This is a genomic window from Burkholderia sp. D-99, from assembly GCF_011605345.1.
Lineage (GTDB): Bacteria > Pseudomonadota > Gammaproteobacteria > Burkholderiales > Burkholderiaceae > Burkholderia.
The window spans coordinates 156425-172361 of record NZ_JAAOXM010000004.1 but is presented as its reverse complement, the minus strand read 5'-3'; the positions used below and the strand labels follow the sequence as shown (position 1 = coordinate 172361).

General features: G+C 65.4%; 10 protein-coding genes. 7 read left to right on the top strand and 3 right to left on the bottom strand.

What is annotated here, in order from left to right; translation table 11 throughout:
- The first annotated feature begins 175 nt into the window (after nt 1–175).
- Nucleotides 176–1201 carry an AraC family transcriptional regulator gene (locus tag HAV18_RS18025; RefSeq protein ID WP_166958151.1) on the top strand — a complete coding sequence of 342 codons (1026 nt, stop codon included), beginning with the start codon at nt 176–178 and terminating at the stop codon, nt 1199–1201.
- A 55-nt stretch (nt 1202–1256) separates the two neighbouring features.
- On the opposite strand, the gene HAV18_RS18020 is transcribed toward HAV18_RS18025, so the two are convergent.
- The gene (locus HAV18_RS18020) at nt 1257–2204 is read right to left on the bottom strand and encodes a mannuronate-specific alginate lyase (protein ID WP_243771693.1); all 948 of its coding nucleotides are present in this window, start codon (nt 2202–2204) and stop codon (nt 1257–1259) included.
- 472 nt (nt 2205–2676) lie between these two features.
- Between HAV18_RS18020 and HAV18_RS18015 the strand changes: the two genes are divergently transcribed.
- Nucleotides 2677–4869: a TonB-dependent siderophore receptor gene (locus HAV18_RS18015; RefSeq protein ID WP_166958147.1), complete on the top strand. Its 2193-nt coding sequence runs from the start codon at nt 2677–2679 to the stop codon at nt 4867–4869.
- A gap of 22 nt (nt 4870–4891) precedes the next feature.
- On the opposite strand, the gene HAV18_RS18010 is transcribed toward HAV18_RS18015, so the two are convergent.
- Nucleotides 4892–5698, bottom strand: coding sequence for a response regulator (locus tag HAV18_RS18010; RefSeq protein ID WP_166958145.1), 807 nt, complete (start codon nt 5696–5698; stop codon nt 4892–4894).
- 1140 nt (nt 5699–6838) lie between these two features.
- Here HAV18_RS18010 and HAV18_RS18005 point away from each other — a divergent pair.
- The 5 genes from HAV18_RS18005 (at nt 6839) to HAV18_RS17985 (ending at nt 15110) form a co-directional block, all read left to right on the top strand.
- Complete coding sequence (locus tag HAV18_RS18005) at nt 6839–11173, top strand: YadA-like family protein (RefSeq protein WP_166958143.1); 4335 nt, start codon at nt 6839–6841, stop codon at nt 11171–11173.
- 861 nt (nt 11174–12034) lie between these two features.
- The gene (locus HAV18_RS18000) at nt 12035–12925 is read left to right on the top strand and encodes a hypothetical protein (protein ID WP_166958141.1); all 891 of its coding nucleotides are present in this window, start codon (nt 12035–12037) and stop codon (nt 12923–12925) included.
- Between the two features lie 57 nt (nt 12926–12982).
- Complete coding sequence (locus HAV18_RS17995) at nt 12983–13504, top strand: hypothetical protein (RefSeq protein ID WP_166958139.1); 522 nt, start codon at nt 12983–12985, stop codon at nt 13502–13504.
- 209 nt (nt 13505–13713) lie between these two features.
- Entirely contained in the window at nt 13714–14121 is a 408-nt protein-coding gene (locus HAV18_RS17990; RefSeq protein WP_208102013.1) for a VOC family protein, read from the top strand.
- A 239-nt stretch (nt 14122–14360) separates the two neighbouring features.
- The gene (locus HAV18_RS17985) at nt 14361–15110 is read left to right on the top strand and encodes an SDR family oxidoreductase (RefSeq protein ID WP_166958137.1); all 750 of its coding nucleotides are present in this window, start codon (nt 14361–14363) and stop codon (nt 15108–15110) included.
- A 97-nt stretch (nt 15111–15207) separates the two neighbouring features.
- On the opposite strand, the gene HAV18_RS17980 is transcribed toward HAV18_RS17985, so the two are convergent.
- Nucleotides 15208–15738, bottom strand: coding sequence for a toxin (locus HAV18_RS17980; protein WP_208102012.1), 531 nt, complete (start codon nt 15736–15738; stop codon nt 15208–15210).
- Between the last annotated feature and the right edge of the window lie 199 nt (nt 15739–15937).

Genomic DNA, 15937 nt, shown 5'->3' with positions numbered 1-15937 from the left:
AGTTTTCTACGATGCGCGAACGGTCCGCTTCTTGCGTCGTTTGCGCGGGACTTGCGTGCTTTGGCGGCCGGACTGTCCGGATACTCCGGGCGCTATCCGGATCGTGCGGCGGATGCCCCCATACCGGGAACGCATGCACGGCGCGAGTGCAATCGAGCATGACGGGAGAACATCGATGGCGCAATTTTCCGGAACGGGCTGGCTGGCCGACACCGCCTGTTTCAATCACGACAACCTGCTGCTGCAGTCGAACGATGTCGACGAGGTTCGCGCACGTGTCGCCGACGTATTCAAGCCGCACCGGCTCACGCCGACCGGCGAATCGCGCGCGCTGCACAGCTGCATGCATCATGCGCGCTGGGGCAACCTGTCCTTGAACCTGCTCGATTATGGCGGCGGGGTCAGCATCGAGCCCGGGCCGCTCGAGCACTTCTTCCTGTTGCAGATCCCGCTGCGCGGCGACGCGGAGATCGAGTGCGGGTCGGCGCGTTTCGTGTCGTCGCCAGGCACCGCGTCGTTGATCTCGCCGACGCTGTCGCTGAAGATGCGGTGGGGCGATGCGTGCCCGCAAGTCATCCTGCGCATCGAGCGCGAAGTGATGGAGCGCCACGCGCAGCGGCATTTCGGCGACGACCGGCGCGCACCGGTCGAATTCGAGCCGGAATTCAGCCTGTCGTCGCAGCAGGGGACGTGTCTCGCGCAGATGCTGCCGATCCTCGCCGGCGCGATTGCGACGGACGCGCATCCGCTGCGTCATCCGCTCGCCTTCGAGCAACTCGAATCGACGCTGCTCAATCTGCTGCTGCACGGCCACCCGAACAGCGCGCGCAACGGCACGCGGCACCTGCCGGTGGCGCTCGCGCCGTTCTATGTGCGGCGCGTCGAGGACTACATCCGCGCCCATCTCGACGAGCCGCTGACGATCGAGCGGCTCGCCGAACTCGCCGGCGTCAGCCCGAGCACGCTGTTCGCCGGTTTTCGCCAGCGCCACGGGATCACGCCGATGGGCTTCGTGCGGCAGTTGCGGCTGCAGCATGTGCGCGAGGAACTGCTGGCCGACGATACACCGGGGTTCGCATCGGTGACGGACATCGCGCTGAAATGGGGCTTCGCGCACTTGGGGCGGTTCGCGATCGAGTACAAGCGGGCGTTCGGCGAGTCGCCGTCGGCGACGCTCCGGATGCGGCGCGTGCGGGCTTAGTGCTGCAGGCGTCAGCCTGCTTGCCGCGTGGCGGGACGCGACGCCCGAAGGGCGTCTACGGCAGCGGCACGCCCCAGGCTGCCGTCACATTCCCGCCGAGCCGCCATTCGGTAAACGGGCGGCGCGGCGCGATGATCGCGGGCAGGCGAGCGTCATGAAAGCGCGCGTAGTACGGCTCGACCCAGCTCAGTTCATCGCGCAACGTCCACGGAAACAGGTCCTGCTTGACCGGCGTGATGGCCGTGAAGCTCGCGGGATGGTCGACGGCATCGATGACGAGGTTCGCCAGGCGGCCGATCGCGCCGTCGTTTTCACGATAGAGATCGATATGGCGCCGCTGCACGAGTTCCGCCGCGAACACGAGCGGGAGCAGCGCGAACGTGTGATAGTGCAGCGCGCGGTTGCCGCGCCTGACTTCGCGTGCGAGCGAACCGTCGGGGCCGATGTCGCGGATGCCTTCGCGAACCCGCAGCAGCCCCGAGTCGACGAGGCTCGTGTTGCCGGTCACGGTGCCGATGGCGATCAGGTCGAGCCCGGCCCAGTACACGAGGTTGTTGTGCAAATGGTTGATCGCCTCCGCATCGCGGGTGGCGATCGCGATGCGTTCGAGCCACGGATCGATCGCGTCGAACCGCGCGCGGTTCGTTTCGCGCACGTCGCGCGGCATGCGCAGGATCACCATCGCGAAGTCGGTACCGGCCCACGAACGCTCGTAGTACCCCTGATAACCGGAGATCCGGCCCATCAGCGCATCGGCGCGCGCCCAGCTTTCCAGCAGGCTCGCCACGCACGACCAGTCGCCGTGGTCCGCCGACGCATTGAGGCGGGCGATGAAATCGCGCATCGGCTTCACGCCGCGCGCATAGCCGGCGGCGTCGTCATAGTAGCCGGGCGGATCGATCGTCGTGACGGCCGCCGGTATGTCGCAGGCGCGAGCCGGCGGCACGGCGCCGAAGAGTGCGCCCGCGGCGAGCAGCGTGATGAACAGCGATCGAGTCGACATGCGGCGCATACGGTCCTCGGTGGTGACGGTGACGATGGCGTGGCAAACACGGAAGCCGACCCCGGGGCCGACAACATCGCGACTCTGGACGTGCGTGCTTGGTAAAACTCGGCAAAGCGAGGCAATGCCTGGCGAAGCCTGGTGATGCGCGCAGGGCCAGGCAGTACACGGTCGCTCGCGGGGCGCACGCAGTCTAGCGCCCCCGTCTTTCACCTGCCTTTCCCAGCGGCAACGGCACGGATCGATCCCGGGCCGGCCCCGCCTTCCATGCGCCGAGCGCCGGCGCACTTTTTTAAAGACTGCGTTCCGTTCGCCCGGTATGATCGCTGCGCTCGCGAACGACGCCATTGGCCAGAGCATGCCGACTCGCGCGCAACCAGCATCGCAAGCATGACAACACAGGGCGGACGCCGGCGGTGCGTCGCGCCGCGATCGGGCCGAATCGGCCGCCAGCACGACGGAGCATGGAACGATGGTAACGGAGACAGGTGCGGCGCGACGCGCAATGGCGATCGCAGCCGGCAGCGCGTTGTACGTGGCGGCAGCGGGCGGCGCGCACGCGCAGGCATCGGGTGCGGCAGCGGCGCCGCTGGCCGGCGCGGCGGCGGCCGTGCTGCCGGCAATCGACGTGACGGGGAAGGCCGACGGCTTGTCGAGCGGGCTCGTCGGGTTGCGCACGACGGCCGGCACGAAGACCGACACACCGGTGGCCGAAGTTCCGCAAACGATCAATCTCGTGACTGCGCAGCAGATCGAGATGACCGGCGCGACCGATCTGAATCAGGCGCTGCGCTACGTGCCGGGATTCGCGACGTTCGGTGCCGACAGCCGCACCGACTGGTATGCGGCGCTGCGCGGCTTCACGCCGACGCTGTATGTCGACGGCGTGGCCGCGCCGAATACGGCCGTCATCGCGAACTGGCGCGTCGACCCGTACACGATCGATTCGATCGCGGTGCTGCGCGGGCCGACGTCGGTGCTGTACGGCGCGGGCGAGCCCGGCGCGATCGTCGACGCGCACACGAAGCTCGCCGACGGCGAGCGCGTCCGTGAAGCCGGCGTGGAGATCGGCAATGACGCGCGCAAGCAATTCATGGTCGATGTCGGCGATGCGCTCGACCCGGACGGCCGCTATGCGTATCGCTTCGTCGGTGTGGCGCGCGACGGCAACGCGGTCACCGGCCCGAACGGCGACCGGCGTGTCGCGCTGGCGCCGTCGTTCCGCTGGCGGCCGAACGCCGACACGTCGCTGACGCTCTCGGCGACGTTCCTGCAGGACAGCGGCGATATCTCGTCGAACTTCCTGCCCGCGTCGGGCACGGTGTTGCCGAACCCGAACGGGCGCCTGTCGCAGGATCTCTACATGGGTGACCCCGGGTTCAACGACTACCGGAAGAAGCAGTGGTCGCTCGGTTACGCGCTGGAGCACCGCGTGAATGCGATCTGGTCGCTGCACCAGGACGTGCGCTGGTCGCACCTGTCGCTCGACGACGCGACGGTGTTCGGCAACGGCTTCACGCCTCGCAGCACCACCAACATGATGCGATTCGCGGGGCTGTTCCAGCTCAACTACAGCCGGCTCGATATCGACAACCACGCGCAGGCGCGCTTCGGCACGGGGCCGCTCGACCATACGCTGCTGCTCGGCGTGCAATACGACCGGCAGACGACGACCAACAGCGTATGGCTCGCGCTGGCGCCGTCGCTCAACCTGTATCACCCCGTGTACCGGCCCGTCACGGACGCGATTTTCTCCGGCCCGACGTCGCTCGGCCACGTCGACCAGTACACGGCGATGAACACGTTCGGCGTGTACGCGCAGGACCAGATCCGCTGGCAGCGCTGGACGCTGACGCTCGGCGGCCGCGAGGATTTCGTCAATGCGCGGTTCGACGACCGGACGGCCGGCACGCAGGCGCAGCAGGACGTCAGTGCCTTCTCCGGGCGGGTCGGGCTCACCTATCAGGGCGACGCCGGGCTGTCGCCGTACGTCAGCTATTCGACGTCGTTCGACCCCGTCATCGGCGTGCGCCTGTATGGCGGCGGCCTGCCGAAGCCGACCCGCGGCACGCAGACGGAAGCCGGGTTGCGCTGGCAGCCGCCCGGCAGGAACCTCATGCTGAGTGCGGCCGTCTACCAGATCGACCAGACCAACGTCGTCACGCCGACGCCGGTCAATCTCGATTCGACCGGCACGACGTCCGTGCAGACCGGCAAGGTGCGCTCGCGCGGGATCGAGCTGAGCGCGGTCGGCAAGGTCACGCGCGAGTTGTCGGTCGTCGCGTCGTATGTCTATCAGGACGTCAAGAACGTGCAGGCGAACGACGCGTCGCTGAACAACTGGCCGGTGGCCGTGCCGCTGCCGCGGCAGATGGCGTCGATGTGGGCCGACTGGACCTGGCGCACGGGCGCGCTGTCGGGTCTCGGGTTCGGCGGCGGCGTGCGCTACCAGAGCGCGTCGGCCGGCGCACCCGACAACTCGCTGACCGTGCCGAGCGTGACGCTGGTCGACGTCGCGCTGCACTACGAGATGCCGCACTGGCGGTTCGCGCTGAACGTCGCGAACCTGTTCGACCGGCGTTATGTCAGCGGCTGCCAGTCGTACACCGTGTGCGTGTTCGGCAACGAGCGGACCGTGCTGGCCAGCGCGAAATACAACTGGTGATCGCGAATGCGCGGAACGCGCGTTACGCGCCGCGCTGCGGCTCCCGACGTGCGGCACGTTCGCCGGCGTGGCGCTGACGCCGCCACTCGGTCGGCGTGAGGCCGAAACGTTCGCGGAATGCGGTCGCGAAATTCGCCGGCGTGGAAAAACCGATTTCCTTAGCGATGCTTGCAATGCTGAGCGACGTCGAATCCAGCAGATCCTGCGCGATCCGCAGTCGCTCGTGCCGCAGATACTCGAACACCGTCTGGCCGAGATTGTCGCGAAACGCACGTGACAGCCGCTTTTCATGCGTGCCGACCGCGCGTGCCAGTTGTTCCACCGTCGGCGGATCGTTCAGCGTCCGTGCCAGGTGGCGGATGGCCGCACGCACGATGATGTCGTCGTCCTTGCCGGCCACGAACGGGCTTTCCGTGTCGACGGGCCGATCGCGCTTCGCCCGCCTGAGCTGCACCCGGATCCGCGCGAGCACTTCGGCCGGCTCGAACGGCTTCACCACATAGTCGACGCAACCGATATCGAACCCCTCGAGCCGTTCGTGCAACGCGCCGGCCACGGTCAGGAAGATGACCGGGATCGCGCACGTCAGCGGATCGGCGGCAAGCAGCCGGCACGCGGTGAAGCCGTCCATGCGCGGCATCCGGACATCCATCAGGATCAGGTCGGGCATGAGCGCCTGCGCGCGCTGGCACGCTTGCTGTCCGTCGGACGCAATGCTGATCCGGCACCCGGTGCTGCGCAGGATGTCGATCAGCAAGCGAAGCTGGTCGGGTTGATCGTCGACGATCAGGATATGGGCGTCGCCCAATGCGGAGATCGATGGAGACATCGTGCACCTGTTCTGGAATGGCTGCTGGCTGCGTTCCTGCGGGTGGCCGGCCCGGTACGGAATAATCGTCGGAAGCCGCGCTATGGCGACGCACAAGCGCGTCGATATTCGGATTTCACCAAACTACGCGACAGACAACCGGTCGGCGTAATACCCGGCACTGCCTGTTTTGATCACCGATCCGGTAAAGACGCGGCGCATTGCCGTCGTTGCCCGCTGAAAAGTGTACGGCTGCCGGTATCGATGCGAGCCGAATTGTAGGGGCATATTTCGATTCTTGCCAGACGCATTAGCACTATTCGCGTCATTCCGCTTTTCGGACTCTTCATCGTGTATTGTGATTTGCATTTGCGGTGTGGCACCCTGGTGCCTGTCCATTTCCGCCATTTTCATTTGTACCGCCGCGTGCGATCGTGCGGCTCGGCGATTTTTCTGCCGAAATCGTTTGCCGGTATTTATCTTTAATCCGCCACGGCAAAGAATTTGTCCGCCCGACAAAACATCTGGATTAATTTCGGCGGCGCGAAATCGTTTGCGAGATGCGCGTTTTTAACGTAACCCGTTGAATGTAATGGATTTTACAATCTATAAAGAATGTCACCTTCAATAATTTTAGATCGTGTCTCATAATTCGTCCGAACTTTGAGTGCAGGGTTACACAGAGCAACACAAGGCACGGCGGGTTGTGACGGACGTTGTGCGATTCGGATCCGGCGCATCAGTTGATGCGCATCCGGACGCATGCCCGTATCGCTCACGCGAAAATCCGGTTGCCGTGGATGAAATAAAAGAAGCGGGGTTGGTCGCGGTCTGCGCGACATCAAATCAGGGGTGACCATAACGGCGAGCTGAATCTCCGGATTCAGTCGATGGGCGAGTTCGCCCATATCAAACGATATGCATTCCTAATGCATTACTCGAATTAACGGAACGGGCCGTAACACGAACGGCGTGCCCGGGCTTTCGAACGTCCCGTTGTTACGGGCGGACGCTGCGTGTCGCCTTCGGCACGCTCAGGCCGGGCATTGGCATCGGGTTCCGCACTGAAGTCGCAATCGTAATCGCAATCGCAGCTGAAGCCTTCAATAAAGATAAGTAGTCCGTATTCAAACCTAACGCTACAAAACGGAGCAGAAGACCATGAAGAGGAAGCAGATTTCGGCGCTTGCCGCCGCCATGTTCACAGGCGCAGGTGTCCTGATCGCGGGTGCCGCGCATGCGGACAATTTCGTCGACCGCGGCAACCCGGACAACGCGCTGAACGGCCAGTGCATCGACGGGACGAACCCGCTGTGCGTGTCGACCAAAAGCGGGAGTTACGTGGCGGTGAGCACGGCAAATGTCACGATGGGTACGAATGCGCGGGCCGGCACCAGCGGGATCGCGATCGGTGACCAGTCGAATGCCAGCAGCAAGGGCGGCACCAGCAGCGGCGGTGCGATTGCGATCGGCGTCGGCTCGCAGGCGCTGGCGAACTCGGCCACGGCCATCGGCACGGTCGCCGTCGCGCAAGGCAACACGTCGCTCGCCGTCGGTCGCCAGTCGGCCGCAGTCGGTGACTTCTCGATGGCGGTCGGTAACGTCGCGGACGCGCGCGGCACCAGCTCGATCGCACTCGGCCACTCGGCGCTGGCAAGCGGCGATCGTTCGGTGGCGATCGGCGGCGCGAACCCGACGTCGAGCGACGGCGTGTCGGCCGGTGCATCGTACGACGCGGCGACGCAGACGCGGGCCGGCGGCACGCAATCCGTGGCGATCGGTGCGGGCGCGCAGACGAACGACAACAACCAGGTGGCCATCGGCTCGGGCAGCGTCGGCGCGAACAACGGCGGCACGCCGGTGTTCGGCGGTACGGCCGCACCGGTCGGCGGCGCGGTGTCGTTCGGCGCGGTCGGCAACGAGCGCCAGCTCAAGAACGTCGCGGCAGGCGCGGCCGATACGGACGCCGTCAACGTCCAGCAGCTGAAGAACGTGAACGGCACGCTCAGCACGAGCATCGCCAACGTCGACGCGCGCGTGACGTCGGTCGGCAACTCGCTGTCGACCACGATCTCGAACGTCGACCAGCGCGTGACCAACGTGGGCAACAGCCTCAGCACCAGCATCGTGACGGCGACGAAGAACGTCGTGAAGTACACCGACGATTCGCATGCGGCAATCACGCTTGACGGCAGCAACGGCACCACGATCGGCGGCGTCGCGGCCGGCGTCGCGAATACCGATGCGGTGAACGTCGGTCAGCTGAAGGGCAGCATTGCACCGTTGCAGACGTCCATCTCGACGGCAGCGTCGAACATCACGAACCTGCAGACCAGCGTCACCGGCATCAACACGTCGCTGAGCACCGCGACCACCAATATCAGCAACCTGCAGGCAGCCGACACACGCAACGTGAAGTACGATGGCCAGAGCGGGTTCGACTCGGTGACGTTCGCCGGCACGAACGGCACGACGCTGCACAATGTCGCGGCCGGTGTCGCGAATACCGATGCGGTGAACGTCGGCCAGCTGAACGGCGGCCTGTCGTCGCTCAGCACGAGCGTGACGAACAACATCAGCACGACGCTCGGCAACCTGAGCACGTCGATCACCAACCAGATCGGCGACGCGACGAAGAACGCGGTGCAGTATGACGACGACGCACACAGCGGTGTGACGCTCGGCGGCAAGGGTGCGCCGTCGCCGATCGGCCTGCACAACGTGGCGGACGGCATTGCCGCGAGCGACGCGGTGAACGTCGGCCAGCTCGGCAAGGCAACCGACACGCTGAACCAGTCGATTACGAATGTCGGCAACCAGGTGACGACGAACACGGGCAACATCGCGGCGCTCCAGCAGGACGCGCTTCTGTGGAACACGAACCTCGGTGCGTACGATGCGAGCCACGGCGGCAACGGCCCGCAACGCATCGGCAACGTCGCGGCCGGCGTCGCCAACACCGACGCGGTGAACGTCGGTCAGCTGAACGGCAGCATCGCGCCGCTGCAATCGTCGATCTCGACGGCGGCGTCGAACATCACGAACCTGCAGACCAGCGTCACCGGCATCAACACGTCGCTGAGCACCGCGACCACCAACATCAGCAACCTGCAGGCAGCCGACACACGCAACGTGAAGTACGACGGCCAGAGCGGGTTCGACTCGGTGACGTTCGCCGGCACGAACGGCACGACGCTGCACAATGTCGCGGCCGGTGTCGCGAATACCGATGCGGTGAACGTCGGCCAACTGAACGGCGGCCTGTCGTCGCTCAGCACGAGCGTGACGAACAACATCAGCACGACGCTGGGCAACCTGAGCACGTCGATCAACAACCAGATCGGCAACGCGACGAAAAACGCCGTGCAGTACGACGACGACGCGCACAGCGGTGTGACGCTCGGCGGCAAGGGCGCACCGTCGCCGGTCGGCCTGCACAACGTGGCGGACGGCATTGCCGCGAGCGACGCGGTGAACGTCGGCCAGCTCGGCAAGGCAACCGACACGCTGAACCAGTCGATTACGACCGTCAGCAACAACGTGACGACGCTCGGCAACCAGGTGACGACGAACACGGGCAACATCGCGGCGCTCCAGCAAGATGCGCTCCAGTGGAACGCGAACCTCGGCACCTACGATGCGAGCCACGGCGGCAACGGCCCGCAACGTATCGGCAACGTCGCGACCGGCAAGAACGGAACGGACGCGGTCAACGTCGACCAGTTGAACGCGGCGATCCAGGACGGCACGAGCCAGCTCGATGCGCTCGCCGTGAAGTACGACGACGCGAGCAAGAAGCAGGTTTCGCTCGGCGCGGGCAACGGCGGGAGCCCGGTGCACCTGACCAACGTCGCGGAAGGCAACGTCGCGGCCGGCAGCACCGACGCGGTGAACGGTGCGCAACTGCGCCGTGCGATCGACGGTACGGCAGCCGCGCTGGGCGGCGGCGCGACGGCGAATCCGGACGGCTCGATCAGCGCGCCGGCCTATAAAGTCGGTGGCGGCTCGTTCAACAATGTCGGCGACGCGCTCACGAATCTCGACGGCCGCGTCATCGGCAACACGACGACGCTCGAGAATCACGAAACGCGCATCGGCAATGCGGAAACGAACATTGCCGGCAACACGGCCGCGATCGCCGGGCTGCAGCAGGACGCGCTGCAGTTCGACCCGACGCTCGGCGCCTACAACGCGGCACGCGGCGGGGCACCGACGAAGCTGACGAACGTGGCCGACGGCAACGTCGCCGCGGGCAGCACGGACGCCGTGAACGGCGGCCAGTTGTCTGGCGTGAAAACGTCGCTCGAACAGCAGATCACGCAGGTGTCCAACCAGGCGGGCGAGGCCGTGAAGAACGTCGTCAAGTACGACGTCGACGCGAACGGCAACCGGATGAATTCGGTATCGCTCGTCGGCGGTGACACGAATGCGGCCGTCGTGCTGAAGAACGTCGCCGCGGGCACCGCCGATACGGACGCGGTGAACGTACAGCAGCTGAAGGGTGTGCAGTCGAGCCTCAACCAGCTGGGTGCGCTCGCGGTGCAGTACGACGATGCCTCGAAGAGTTCGATCACCCTCGGCGGCGCCGGTGGCACGCGCATCACCAACGTGCAGGCCGGCACGCTCAGCGCAACCAGCACGGATGCGGTGAACGGCTCGCAGCTCTACGCGACCAACCAGCAGGTCGCGAAGAACACGACCGACATCACGAACCTGCAGGGGAACGTGACCAACATCGCGAACGGCAAGGCCGGCCTCGTGCAGCAGCAGGATCCGAACGGCGCGATCACGGTCGGGAAGGACAGCGGCGGCACCAGCGTGAACTTCTCCGGCACGGCGGGCGACCGCGTGCTGACCGGTGTCGCGGCGGGCGTGAACAACAACGACGCGGTCAACATGGGCCAGTTCAACAACGCGTTGAAGAACGCGGCGGCCAACGACCAGATCCGCGCGGCGGCGACCGATGCGAACACGACGTGGATCGCGCGTGCCGATGCGGGCTCGATCGGGACGACGGCAACCGCAACCGGCAAGAACGCGGTGGCGGTCGGCCAGGGCTCCGTCGCCGATCGCGACAATTCGTTCTCGGTCGGTGCGAAGGGCAGCGAGCGCCAGGTCACGAACGTCGCGGCCGGCACGGCGCCGACCGACGCGGTGAACGTGCAGCAGCTGAACGACAACCTGTCGACCGCAACGACGCAGGCGAAGGGCTACACCGACCAGCGCATCGGCCAGGTGTACAACTCGTTCAACGACCTGAAGAAGGACATGTACGGCGGCGTGGCATCGGCAATGGCCGTGGCCGGCCTGCCGCAACCGACGGGCGCGGGTCGCTCGATGGTATCGGCGGCGACGTCGAACTATCACGGCCAGCAGGGTTTCGCCGCCGGGTACTCGTACGTGACGGAAAGCAACCGCTGGGTCGTCAAGGCGTCGGTAACGGGCAACACGCGTTCGGACTTCGGCGCGGTGGTGGGCGCGGGTTACCAGTTCTGATGTCGTAATCGCAGTATCGATTGAACGGCGGTGTCGGGCAGTGGTTGTCATGCCCGGCACCGGCTGGCAATCCGTGGCCCGGGGTGTGTCTGTCGACCCCGGGCCATTGTCGTTTGATGCGTCCGCCGCGAAGATCGATACGGCTACGCAGGGCCTGTCCGGCAGTCGATGCCGCAGGTCGTATGTTCGAGTCTCGCACGGCAAACACCGGCGTAATGGATTTGGCAGGGCGCCGGCATCGCTGCGGGCAACCGGCCATGCCGGACCGGCAAGCGCGACTTGTGCCCCGGTGGAATGTGTCATCCGCATGAAAGAAAGCGCTTGATCCGCGCCAGGCGCCGGCGAATTTCACGCGTTGCGGCCTAATGCCGTCGACATTTCTCCGCGAGAAACAACGTGTGTCCATGCCGTCGATGGATGATTTATTTGCCGATTGTGTAGATAATCGGCGCTGGTGCAATGCAACGCTGCATTGAGCGTGTCCGAGCACGTCTTCCAAGCCCGTATTGGCGCCCACAACGACAAATGAAAACGATGAAACCTGAGAACAGGATGCTTTCCGCGCAGCGCCTCGCGTTGCCGCGTCAAATCCGGCTGCCTGCCTTCCCGGCGAGCGCCGCCATGCCATCGGCTTTTCCGGCCGGTTACGGCAGTTGCTACCGCTGAGCGCCCGGACAATCCGCACCATTTGGTCAACACGAGAACCCGCGCTCGAATCGATCGGCCGGGCAATCGGTATCGACCGGCGATATCCGTCGGTGCACTCGGTGAGCATGCATCGGGTCACATGGCGACGCATCACGGAACTGCACACAGGGGTAAACGCACATGATCGGGAAGTTTGCGTGGCTGTCCGTCGTTTTGCTTCTGGTCGCGGCATGCGGGGATCGATCCGGGCACGCCGATCCTGCATCGAATGCGCAGCCGGCGGCCGCTTCGGCGACGCAGGCCGTTGCCGCGCAGCGCGAGGGTAGCGAGACACGCCCGGCACCCGTGCCGCCCAGGCCCGGCCAGGTGCTCGAGGGCATTTACCAGAAGGACGCGCATGGCGAGGACACGATGGAGATCGCCAATGGAAGCCAGGCCACGTACTGGTACGGCCACGCGTTCGACCTGAACGGTGGCCACTACTTCACCGGCTTTGCCTACGACACGCCGAACAAGTACGCCGAACAGGAGAAAACCGCCGCGCCGGCGCCAGAGGCCCGGGTGACCCTTACCGAAGCCACCTTCGAATGGACCACGGACGGCGGGGTGGCCGGCTGGAACATGGTCGAGTCGGAACGCTCGATCGGCGAGTTTGGCGGCTATGAGAAGGCCGACACGATCGACGACAAGGAACCCGCCGTGAGCACGACCACGCCGGACGGGCGGATCGTGCTGGCGGTCCCGACCTGGTACCTGGCTTCCGGCACCCGGATCAAGTCGTTCGGCATGTTCGTCTACCAGCGCACCAATGCGTCAAGCAATCCTGACGATACCGACTGGACCTATGCCGGCAACGTGTTTCGCGGCAACGACAACGGCGCGGCATGCGATGCCGCCGGTACCGGCAACCGCATACCGTGCGTGGCCGGCGCGTCGACGCTGACTTTCCTGCCGGCCGAGGGCCGCGATTGGCCGCGTCTTCGCGTGGCGATGAAGGGGACGGGCATCGACAACGCCGGTCAGAAAAAGACCTACGGCGCCGCGGATGTCGTCGAATACCGGTTCAATCCGAAGACGAAGGTTTACGAAGCGGCGAAGACGTAGGGCGGCATGCGCATGTCGCTTTCAACGAGGGTTCCACCTGTCCGGAAGGAGGATCGAATGACGATGCCTGTCTTGAGAAACCGCATGTCGATGGTGCTGGCGTGCGCGGCGATACCGTTCATCGCCGGTTGCGCCAATGTGTGCTCCGTGCTGGATTCCAGCCCGGTATGCGCGACCATGTATCCCAGTCCGATTCAGAAGGCGGCCAAAGCCATGGTCGGGCAGCCGATATCCGTGGCGTTCAAGGCGTTCGGCCGGCCGCTCGTCAATCAGCCGCCGCAATCGCAATCGCCGGAGTCGGTGAGCTACACCGGGAATTACTTCTGGGACAGCTCACGGGTTCATGTGAGCCCGAACCAGACGTTCATCCAGACCGGCAGCCGGTACGTCGGCAGCCATGTGGCCGGGGTGAATCCGGCAGGAAACGGGGTGGCGGAGACCCCGATCTACCAGGACGACTATCAAGCCACGGGCTATTACGGCCACGAAACCGTGCTCGACTCCGTCTGCATGATCACCATCAAGACGAATCATGCCGACATCATCACGAAAGTGGAGGTGGGTGGGTGCCGGAAGTGATGCCGTCCACGCACATGCCGGCCGAATGCGAGTAGCGCGATCCGTGGCGCTCACGGCCGCGCTCCAACCCGCCGTATCACGCGGGTTCGCGCGCGGTCGAACCGTGCGTCCAATGCGAGTTGTCGAATGTGAGCACCGGCTCGTATTCTGAATGCGTCAGGCGGAACGGCATGGGGCCTCCGTCGATCAACGCATGACAGGGACTCGCAATGACTGCCATTACGCAAACCATGAAGCTCAATCACCTGAGCTTCCCCTCGGCCGACACACTCGCGACCGCCCGATTCTTCGAGCGGCACCTCGGCTTCACGATCGCGGGAAGCTGGGAAAAATCCTGGATCCTCAAGCGCCCGGGCTTCGACGTGGTGATCGACCATGTCAGCGACGAAGTGACCGCATGGCCGACGAATTTCCACGTCGGGTTCGAACTGCCGAGCCTCGATGCCGTTCGCGCGTTATTTGAACGCTTCGGGGAAGAGGGCGTCGAGATGGTGACGGACGTCTTCAACAACGGGCGCGGTTCGCGTTTCTTCTGCCGCGCGCCGGGCGGCGTGATGTTCGAGCTGAACACGCGCGCGGATGCCGCGCCGGAATATCAAGGCACGTTCGACGACTGACGCAGGCAAGCGTCCTGCCGCGCTCGAGTGCTGGCGCGGGCCGGCATTTCAATGACCGCGCGAGTGTGCGAAGGCCGGGTGGGCTCCATCCCGTGCAGATCGCTGCAGCGCGCGACATGACCACGCCGCACCACCCGCGATGCCGTCGCACCGGACTTCAAAAGCAAGAAACGGAGTGTCTGCCTGCGTACGGTCACCTACATTGCCGTGACTAACCTAACTCACGGGATGTGAAGAAGATGACCGTACTCGAAGGGAAAGTCGCCATTGTCACCGGTGCCTCTGCCGGAATCGGCCGTGCGATCGCGTTGATGTTCGCGGCGCACGGCGCGTCAATCGTATTGGGCGCGCGAAACGAAGCCACGCTGAACCAGGTGGCCGACGAGATCCGTCGTCAGGGCGGGCGGGCGTACGCGTGCGCCGGCGACGTCGGTCACGTCGACACGCATCGAAGGCTCGTCGCGGCGGCCCTGCGCGAGTTCGGCGGTCTCGACATCGCGATCAACAACGCGGGAACGGTCGGGCCGCTCAAGCCGCTCGCCGACATCTCGCTCGACGAGTGGCAGCAAACGCTGTCCACCAATCTGACGGCGGCATTCCTGGGCGCAAGCAACCAGATTCCCGCGATGCTCGAACGCGGCGGCGGTTCGATCGTCTTCACGTCCAGCTTCGTCGGAACCAGCGTCGGGCTTCCCGGCATGTCCGCGTATGGCGCGTCCAAGGCCGGCTTGATGGGATTGGTGAAGGGCATCACCGCGGACTACGCGGCACGGGGGATTCGGGCCAACGCGCTGTTGCCGGGCGGGGTGGATACCGCGATGGGCGGAGACCGTGAGCAGAAGGAATGGGCGGCCGGGCTCCACGCGATGAAGCGTATTGCCCACCCCGACGAGATCGCATCCGCGGCGCTGTTCCTGGCGAGCCCGATGGCCAGTTTCGTGACCGGCTCGGCCCTGTTCGCCGACGGCGGCAATGCGGCCGTGAAGTGATGTCCCGCCGGCGCTCAAGTGCCCAAGTGCCCAAGTGCCCAAGTGCCCAAGTGCCCAAGTGCACGAGTGCACGAGTGCACGAGCGCGCGCGCCGCGCTCAAGCGCCGGCGCGAGCCAGCATCTCGATGACCGCGCGGGTGCGCGAAGGCCGGGTGATTTCCGTCCAGTGCAGATGCGCGTATTTCGGGTCGTCACGCAGGCCGGTGAACTTGACCCGATTCCTGGCGAACGTGGTGTATGACCACAGCAGCACCGACTCCCGGGAGAATGCCATCCGCAGCGACTCACGGTTTCCGTGAGAAAGCTCGGTGCGCATGAGCCCGCGGCTCAACGTGCGCCAGAGCACCCGGGAGAATACCGTCCGCCGCCCGAAGTTGAGCCAGATCACGTGCGTGGCTCTCGACCAGAGCACGTCGCGCACGGCGCTGTAGTTCCCGTCGGCGACCCAGCGGTCGCCGGCCGTCGCGGCCAGCACGTCGCGCTCGAACTGTTCCGGCGGCACGGCTGTCCAGTCGGGGCCCCAGTAGAGTCGATCCAGTTCGACGTAAGGGCAGCCTGCTGCTGCCGCCAGTGCGCTGGAAAACGTGGATTTCCCCGCTCCACTGGTTCCAACGACGACGAAGCGCATGGGTTTGACCGCGGTTGAATGTTGAAGCCGCGTATTGTGCCTCATGCACGAAGCGGCCGCTCGACTGCCGCGATTCGACATCGAACATCGGCCATGCCCCGGCTTGCTCCGCCAGACTCTTTGCATTGGCGGGGCGAGCCGCGCCGGGTATCCTCGCCGCTCCGCAACGGGCATTTGAATTTGGCAGTAACGTCGACCC